This is a genomic window from Corynebacterium gottingense (assembly GCF_003693265.1).
Classification (GTDB): domain Bacteria; phylum Actinomycetota; class Actinomycetes; order Mycobacteriales; family Mycobacteriaceae; genus Corynebacterium; species Corynebacterium gottingense.
In genome coordinates this window covers 47,448-55,981 of record NZ_RDRE01000013.1, presented here as the reverse complement: position 1 = coordinate 55,981, position 8,534 = coordinate 47,448, and the positions used below count along the sequence as shown (strand labels likewise).

The window sequence follows — 8,534 nt, the reverse complement described above, 5'->3', positions numbered from 1 at the left end:
CCTTTCTGCGCTTGTGTAGTGGAATAGCCATCCGGCTATTCCACCGCTGTAGGCGTCCAAAAAGCTACTAGACATCCTGTCCAAAAACCTCCTGGACTCCTTGTCCAAAAAGTCCCTAGACATGACAGAGCTAGCTCCGTTTGGCACCGACCCACCGCGCTCAGAACCACCACGCCGGTAACCACCACGCCGGTAACCACCACGCCGACAACCGCAGCGCCCCCCCCGAAAACGCGCGGCCGTCCAGCGTCTAGGACTTGATACCCGCCTGGGCGAGCATTGCCTTAAGCTGCTCCTGCATCCGTGGGTTCGACGCCACGACCAGGGAAAGCGCCTGGATCAGGCCGGCAAGCATCGTGATGGCGAAGTTGATGTAGGTAAAGATCTCCTTGCCGCGCTCATCAAGAATGCCCTTGTTGATCCACTCCGAGCTCGGACCCGTTGCGCGGAACGGGGTGGGGGTTGCGGTCACAGCCGGTGCAGTCACCGTCACCGTCACCGGCGTAGGACCGTCCTGGGAGGACGACGGAGTGGCGGTTCCGGTTGCTGACGCAGAGGGGCTCGGTGCCGCGGTTGCAGACGGGCTGGGCGTGGCAGTTGTGCGGGCCGGAGCCGCACTGGTGGTCGCGGAAGCTTCGGTCGTGCTTGAGTCAGTGCTCTTCGCAGAAACGGGGCTCAGACCTGCTACGGCGAGTGCAACGACGGTGGCAGCAGCAACGGGGTAGGTCGCCTTCACTTTGTGTCCTTCCAGTGGGAGTAGAGAGAAAAAAATCGGCGGGGCCTTCGAGTGAAAGCCCCGCCGAAGTGCCGCGTCTTAGAATACCTTCGGAATGTTCAGGTGCGGGATGCCGAGGTGGAACTGCGCGTTGACCATGTCGATGATCTTGTTTGCGCCGGTCGGGTCGGAAGCAACGATCAGGGTGGTGGTCAGGACTGCAGCCAGGGTGCCGGACACGAAGCCGACGATGTGGCCGTTGGAGGAGCCGGAAGACTTCGAGCCACCGTTGTTCGGCTGCGGAGCCGGCTTGTTCGGGGTGGTCGGCTGAGTGGTCTCAGTGCCCTCGGTGCCTGCGGGAGCCTCGGCGGTCGGCTCGGAGGTCTCGGTAGCCGCGGTGGTGGGCTTCTCGGTCGGGGTAGCGGTAACCGTAGCAGTCTGGGTGGTGGTCGCGTCCTCAGCCAGTGCCGGTCCTGCCGTGATGGCCAGTGCGGTTGCAGCTGCGACGGCAGCGGTGGAAATACGCTTCATTAGTTTCTAGCTCCTCGTGAGAGTTTTGGTCCTGCGCCGAAACCGGGCTGAAAGATTACAGCTCGGTTACAGCGATGTCGTTAGAGAAAGTAGCAGGTTTCTTACGAAAAGGATAGTGCAGGGTGCCACACCATCCATTTGTTCAAAACGAGCTCCAGCTTAGCTGGGTTTGCTTCGCAAAACTACTGGGTCGCGGGGCAAGCGTCCGCGAAATCCCGCTAGAAGGGAAGCTTGGGTGCGCCCGGATTCTGGCCGAGCAGCTGGTCAACCGGGTTCTGGATCAGGCCCAGGGAAACGCCTCCGGCAACGAGTGCCACCAGAGCGGCGAGCACGCCTGTGACCGCAGCGACAACCTTGCCCGCGGTGGAGGAGCCCTCCTGCTCGTCACCAGTCTGCTGATCCGGGGAGTCCGGTTTTTCTTCCGGCTTCTTTTCCGGCGCCTCGCCAGGCTCCTCACCCGGCGTCTCCTCCGGCTCCTCCGCCTTGTCCAGCAGGGATTCCACCTGGAAGAGCGTGGTGGTGCCGGAGACCTCGTTGCCCACGGCCAGGAGCGCTTCGCCGTTCGGGGAGTCCTCGGCCGGGATGAATGTAAGTCCCTCGGCGCCGAGGTCGCCGACCTTGGACAGGCCGTCGCGAAGCTGCTTTTCGCCCTCGTCGGCAAGCGCCTCCATGTTGATCGAGAAGTCGCGGTTGTTCACGTAGGCCTGGTACTTCGGAACGCTCGGCTCGGTGATGTCGTAGACCATCACGCCGCCGAGGCGCTCAAAGCCGATGAACGCGTAGGTGCGGCCGTTGACCTCGCCGACGGTGACGCCCTCCGGCTCCGGGCCCTTGTCGTCGGAGCGGGTGTCAAAGGAGGTTTCGGCGTGGTTTGAGTTGAAGTACTCGGGCAGGATGCGGGAGGTGATTTCCTCGAACTGTGAGCCGGAGTCGAAGACGCGCTTGCCATCCGCGGTGAAGATGGAGAAGCTGCGCCCGCCCAGGTTGTACAGGTCGTCGTAGCAGCCCTTCTCCTCGTTGAGGCCCATGGAGGTGGTCATGTTCAGGCGCCCCAGCTGCTCGTCGGACTGCAGCTCCTCGAGCTGGTCCGCGGAGAGACCGGCGTAGCCCTCGCAGATCGGGGCGACGTCCTTCTTGCCAAACTTCTTCAAGCGCGCCTCTTCGGAGTAGCCGTCCCAGTCGCGCGAGTCGCCCTCGTTGGCCAGGACCAGGTAGGTTTCGCCGCCGACGTTGTAGGCAGCGATGGAGTCCGGCTGCAGGAGGGATTTCACCGGCCACTTGGAGATGTTGGTCGTGCCGTCCTTGTCGGAGGCGTCGAAAGGCACCTCGCGGCGGTCGGTAACACCGAGCGGCCAGACGTCCTCGACCTTGCCGGAGGTGATGTCCACGACAGCGATCGCGTTGTTCTCCTGCAGGGTCACATACGCCTTGTTGCCGTCGACGGCGATGTACTCTGGCTCCAGGTTCTGCGCCTCAGTCTTCGAGGCGCCGACCTGGCCAAAGATGCGCACGCCCTTGTCCGCCAACGTGCCCTCGAACGCCGAAAAGTCGGCGGTACGGACCTTGTCCTGCGTTGGTGCGGCAACGTCGTGCTCGAGGCGGATGAGGGAGATGGAACCCTCCGGGTCAACCGAGTAGTCCTCGGCCGGCTCGCCTTTGTTTGCCACCAGGGCGTAGCGGCCGTTGGGGTCAGGGTCACCATATCCGGCAGGGAGCCCACGCCCACGCGGCCGAGCACTTCGCCCGGCGTGTCCGCGCCGGCGTCGAAGAAGATGACTTCGCCGGGCTTCGTCTTGTCCTCGTCCGGCTCCACGGTCGCGACCGCCAGGCCGTCCTCGCGCACGGCGACGGAGTTGATCGTGGTGTCGTCGCCGCCGTGAACTTCGCCCACCTTGGTCGGTGCCGTCGGGTCGGAGACGTCGAGCACGTCGATTTTGCCCGAGTTCGCATTCACGGTGAGCACGCGCTTCGAGGCTTTGTGGTAGGCCACGATCTCCGCGCCGGACTCGTCGAAGACGCCAGCGTCGTACGAGCCGATCGGAGCGATCTTAGCGGAAGCATCCTTGGCCTGGTCGTACACAGGCTTATCGACGACCACCGCGCCCGCCGGGGCAACAGCAATCAGCGATGCGGAGAGCGCGGCAGTAGCCGGCAACGCGAGCAGGGCGCGGGAGCGGGGACGGCGGAGCGAAGGGAACATGCGTAGGCCTTTCTTGGAGCTGGCTTCGGACCGGCTTTGGGTTCGCCTGTCAAAAGCGTGGTCTGCGGTTGGGGGGGGGTGTTCCTATATAGGTTGTCAACTCCGCGGGTGGGCTTGTTGGGGGTGTGAACGGCTTCTGCTTCGTCTCGTAGATGTTGTTTTGGGTACCTTGAGGAGCCGATTGGGCTTGCTGTGCAATCGGCTTGGATGGGGGTCTGGTGGCTTTAGGCTGCTGCGGCCTCCTGGATTGTGGGGATGTCTCGGTAGAGCTCGCCGTTTCGCATCATGGCGAAGAGGACGTTGAGGCGTCGGCGTGCGAGTGCGACGACTGCGGCGTTGTGTCTTTTGACTTCTTTGCGTTTTCGTTCATAGAATTGCCGGGAACGCTCGTGGAATCTGATCGATGCAAAAGACGATTGCCATAGGGCGTTCTTTAATTTTTGTTGCCAGCGCGGTTGGGCGAATTCGACATAATGGACGTTCCTGATTGATTTGTCCGTGGTGATAGGCCTGCATAGGACGCTAGGTGCGCTGCATCGGGGAAGTCGGACATATCGCCAACGGTCATGAGGATCTGTGCTGCGCTACGTGGGCCGATGTCGGGCATGGATAAAAGAATCTCGGTTTGAGGAATGTCTTGAATGAGCTTGAGTACCTGTGCTTCTATTTCCTTGCGATGCTCTAGTTTGGCCAGTGCGTCTTTGGCGGACATTGCTACGCCAAGTTCGGCGTATTCTGCGCCGGCAATGGACACGGTCTGTCCGTGGATGGCAGCAAGCATGGCATCGATGACAGGCTCGGGATTGCGCGCTTTGTGACTGCGCGCAAAGGCTGCTAGGCGTGTTTTACCGATGCGTCGAATCTTGGTGGGGTCACCGTATTTCGCAAGTAGGTGGAGGATCCATTTTCGGTGAATCATCTGTCCGCGCAGAACATGTTCGAATGCAGGATAGGTTCCTACGAGCGCGGATCGCATCTGGTTAATCAGGCGTGTGTAGGCCCGGGCGAGATCTTCGTCAATACCGTTGAGTACTTTCAGCTGGATAAAGACTTCCTCAACGCGGTCGACACTGCGCAAGGAATCTGGAAGGTTAAGACCGGCATGGGCGATGACGTAGGCGTCGCGTACATCGGTTTTGGAGTTGCCGACGTGGATGCGAGAGAGCTGTCGCATCGCAAGCCCTGGTAGATAGCGAACATCTGCCCCCATGTCTTGGGCGACTGCGACGGTTAATCGGCCGATGTTGTTGGGTTGATCGACAATGACCAGGACCGAGGCGTTGTCGGTGAGGAATTTGCCGAAGAGCTTGCGTAGTGAGCCTTCATGCTGGTTGATGCGTTTGGATAGGACTTGCCTGCCTTGGGGATCGAGGACGCAGGCGTGGTGGAAGTATTTGCCGACGTCTACGCCAATGACGAAGTCATAGGCCATGGGTGTGTGCCTCCTAGCGATGAATGAGAAGTTGGACTATTTAAGCTTCATCACTGGGGTTGGTCGGACATACTTGGACTGGCACCCACATTACTGTGAGACCTCATACCACCTGGGCTGGGTCAGGTTCCTATTAGCAGTTTGAGTATGTCACTGTCTTCGGCGACATCACCCCCCGGATCATTTTCAGACAGGGACAGGAATAAGCCATACCGAAGCCAGTGACTAGTTCCCCTGTCCTTTCAGACGGAGGGAACGGAAGTAAACATAGCCCGCCCAATCGGGCGGACAGGTTATGAATCTTCGGTGCCCTGGGGTGGAACTGCTAACAACGTAATGGGCATCCTAAAGTGGGCAGGTAGTTCCAAGGAGAACGCGTGGTGAACACTTGGTGAACCGTGCGGGTGAATGAAAACTGGCGGCGATAGCCCGCGCGAATACCTGTTCACGGATAGACTTGTCCACCATGAACGCAGCCACCGAGCACAATGAACAGTCAACGAGCAACTACCAACCGGTCCACGCTGCCGACATTCAAGCTGCTCAGGCGAAAATTTCCTCGGTGATTGAGCCGACCCCGCTGCAGTACTGCCCGCGGCTGTCGCAGCAGTACGGCGCAGATGTGTACCTCAAGCGTGAGGATTTGCAGGACGTGCGCTCCTACAAGATTCGCGGCGCTTACTACAACATCTCTCGCCTGTCCGCTGAGCAGCGCGCAGCGGGGGTGGTCGCGGCGTCGGCTGGCAATCATGCGCAGGGCGTCGCGTACGCCTGCCGTGCGCTAGGGATCCAGGGCAAGATCTTCGTGCCCAAGCCCACACCGAAGCAGAAGCGCGATCGGATTATGGTCCACGGCGGCGACAACGTCGAGCTCGTCGTGACGGGCAATACGTTCGACGAGGCGGCGGAGGCGGCTCGTGCCGACGCCCGCGAGCGCGGGGCAACAATCATCGAGCCTTTCGACGCCCGCGATACCGTCATCGGGCAGGGCACGGTTGCCGCCGAGATCCTCGCACAGCTGACGGGGCTTGGCCGGGAACTGGACACCATCATGGTGCCCGTCGGCGGCGGCGGCCTGCTCGGCGGGATCGTGTCGTACGTGGCAGACATGTCGCCGCGCACGGCCGTGGTGGGGGTGGAACCGCGCGGCGCGGCGTCGCTCGCCGCTGCCCTCGAGCACGGGGGCCCGGTGACGCTGACCGACATTGACCCGTTCGTCGACGGCGCGGCGGTCAAGCGCATCGGCGCGTTCCCGTTTGAGGTGATTGAGCACAACCAAGGGCGTACGCACCTCCTGCGCGCAGACGAGGGCGCGGTGTGCACCGAGATGCTGGCGCTGTATCAGAACGAGGGCATCATCGCCGAGCCCGCAGGCGCGCTGTCTGTCGCGGGACTTGCCGGGATGAAGGTCCAGCCGGGGTCCACCGTCGTATGCGTCATCTCCGGCGGCAACAACGACGTGCTGCGTTACGCGGAGGTCATGGAGCGCTCCCTGGTGCACCGCGGGCTCAAGCACTACTTCCTGGTGAACTTCCCGCAGGAGCCGGGGCAGCTGCGTACCTTCCTCACCGACATCCTCGGCCCGGACGATGACATCGTCCTGTTCGAGTACCTGAAGAAGAACAACCGCGAGACCGGCGCGGCGCTGGTCGGTCTGGAGCTCACCCGCGCGAGCGACCTGGAGCCACTGCTGGAGCGCATGGATGAGTCCGTCATCGAGTGCCGCCAGCTCACGCCCGGCACGCCGGAGTACGAGTTCATCGTCTCCAGCTAGCCCAGTGGGCCGAGCGGGCCGTGCGGATCCCGCCTAGCGCTGGATGTAGGCGATGCCCCAGGGATCCAGCACCGTCTCATTGGCGCCGACCTGCGGGTCGGTGAACGAGTACAGCAGCGTACCGCCGACCGGCACGGTGACCGGCTCGTCGCTGAAGTTCGCCGCCAGCACGACCGTTCCGTCATCGCTACCGTCCGCCATGGTCAGCCACTTCTCGCCGTTGTCCACCTGCAGCGTGCGCAGGTCCTCGCGGTTGCAGCCGTGCTCGCGGCGCAGCTGGATCAGGCGCTTGTAGGCGTCGTGGACCTGCTGCTGCTCGTCGGTAAAGGTCCAGTTCAGCTTCGCGGACGTGTAGGTGTCCTCGTGGCCCGGGTCCGGCACTTCGTCGTGGTCCCAGCCCTGGCGGGAGAACTCGTGGAGACGACCCTGGCGGGTGCCCTCCAGAATTTGCTCGTTGGAGTGGGAGACGAAGAAGGGGAACGGGGTGTTCGCGCCGAACTCTTCGCCCATGAACAGCATCGGGGTAAACGGGGAGTGCAGGAGCACCGCGGCCTTGAGCACCTGCTGGGCGGGGGTGAGGTTCTGGCTCGGGCGGTCGCCCGCAGCGCGGTTGCCGGTCTGGTCGTGGTTGGTGGTGTAGGACACCAGGTGCCACGGTGCGACGTGGGAGAGGTCCAGCTCGCGGCCGTGCGTGCGGGCGCGGTACTTCGAGTAGGAGTTGCGGAAGCGGTAGCCGTTGCGCAGCGTATCCGCGAGGATCTCCATGGTGCCGTAGTCCACGTAGTAGCCCTGGGTCTCACCGGTCAGCAGAGAGTGGATCCCGTGGTGGACGTCGTCGAGCCAGTGCCCCTCGAGCCCGTAGCCGCCGCGCTCGGGGGCGCTGATCAGGCGCGGGTCGTTCTGGTCGGACTCGCCAATCACGGTGCGAGGCACGCCGGTGTCCGCGGCGAGGTCGTCGCCGATGCGGGCGATTTCTTCCATGATGGAGAAGGCGAGGCGGTCGTCGTAGGTCTGCACCGCGTCCAGGCGCAGCCCGTCAGCGTGGAACTCGCCGAGCCACTGGCGCACCGTATCCAGGATGTAGGCGCGCACCTCGTCGGAACCGGGGCCGGAGATGTTGATGACCTCGCCCCAGGCGGTGAGCCCGTCCGTCAGGTACGGGCCGAACGCGTCGTTGTAGTTGCCCTCCGGGCCGAAGTGGTTGTACACGACGTCGAGGAGGACGGCGATGCCGTGGGTATGCGCGGCGTCGATAAGCTCCTTGAGCCCCTGCGGGCCGCCGTACGTCTCATGGATGGCAAACCAGTCGACGCCGTCGTAGCCCCAGTTTCGGGTTCCGGCGAAGGGCTGCAGCGGCATGAGTTCGATGGTGTTGACGCCCAGCTCGGCGAGGTAGTCCAGCTTCTCAATCACGCCGGCGAAGGTGCCGGAGGGGGAGAAGGTGCCCACGTGGAGCTCGTAAATCACCATGTCCTTGGTGGGGATGCCGGACCAGTTGTCATCGTTCCACGCGAAGTCGGTGCTCACGACCTCGGACGGGCCATGCACGCCCTCGGGCTGGAGGCGCGTGCGCGGATCCGGCATGGGGATGGACCACTGGGTGCCGTCGAAGAGCGAGAAGGTGTAGTGCTGACCCGGCTGCGGGGCGGCGGTGGCGGGGTCGAGCACCCACCAGCCCGCGCGCTCCGCGTCGGGCTGCATGTCGTGTTCCTCGCCGTCGACGGTCACGCGCACCTGCTGGCCCTTCGGGGCCCATACCTCAAACTGGGCCGGGGCGGTGTGGGACGCAGCATTATTGGCAGCGTTTGTGCTGTGTGATTCGCTCATGTTCTCCAGCCTAAGAAGGCGACTCGAGCACCGCAATGACGTCGTCCCCCGGTAG

At 63.0% G+C, this 8,534-nt stretch carries 4 protein-coding genes and 2 pseudogenes; 1 reads left to right on the top strand and 5 read right to left on the bottom strand.

Annotated elements, in window-relative coordinates; all coding sequences use genetic code 11:
- Positions 1 to 250: 250 nt before the first annotated feature.
- The 4 genes and pseudogenes from EAW56_RS12595 to EAW56_RS08690 all read right to left on the bottom strand — a co-directional run bounded on the left by EAW56_RS12595 (position 251) and on the right by EAW56_RS08690 (position 4,878).
- Complete coding sequence (locus EAW56_RS12595) at positions 251 to 736, bottom strand: hypothetical protein (protein ID WP_143340178.1); 486 nt, start codon at positions 734 to 736, stop codon at positions 251 to 253.
- A 78-nt stretch (positions 737 to 814) separates the two neighbouring features.
- On the bottom strand, positions 815 to 1,246 hold the full coding sequence (locus EAW56_RS08700; protein WP_122086149.1) for a hypothetical protein: 432 nt from the start codon (positions 1,244 to 1,246) through the stop codon (positions 815 to 817).
- Between the two features lie 218 nt (positions 1,247 to 1,464).
- Positions 1,465 to 3,446: pseudogene (locus EAW56_RS08695) on the bottom strand (choice-of-anchor I family protein).
- Positions 3,447 to 3,670: 224 nt separating this feature from the next.
- Positions 3,671 to 4,878: pseudogene (locus EAW56_RS08690) on the bottom strand (IS110 family RNA-guided transposase).
- A gap of 466 nt (positions 4,879 to 5,344) precedes the next feature.
- On the opposite strand from EAW56_RS08690, the gene ilvA reads away from it, so the two are divergent.
- Positions 5,345 to 6,652, top strand: coding sequence for a threonine ammonia-lyase IlvA (gene ilvA / locus EAW56_RS08685; RefSeq protein ID WP_095277592.1), 1,308 nt, complete (start codon positions 5,345 to 5,347; stop codon positions 6,650 to 6,652).
- Between the two features lie 33 nt (positions 6,653 to 6,685).
- Here the strand turns inward: ilvA and treZ are convergent, their stop codons facing one another.
- Positions 6,686 to 8,479, bottom strand: a complete 1,794-nt coding sequence (gene treZ, locus EAW56_RS08680; RefSeq protein WP_122086148.1) for a malto-oligosyltrehalose trehalohydrolase — start codon at positions 8,477 to 8,479, stop codon at positions 6,686 to 6,688.
- Between the last annotated feature and the right edge of the window lie 55 nt (positions 8,480 to 8,534).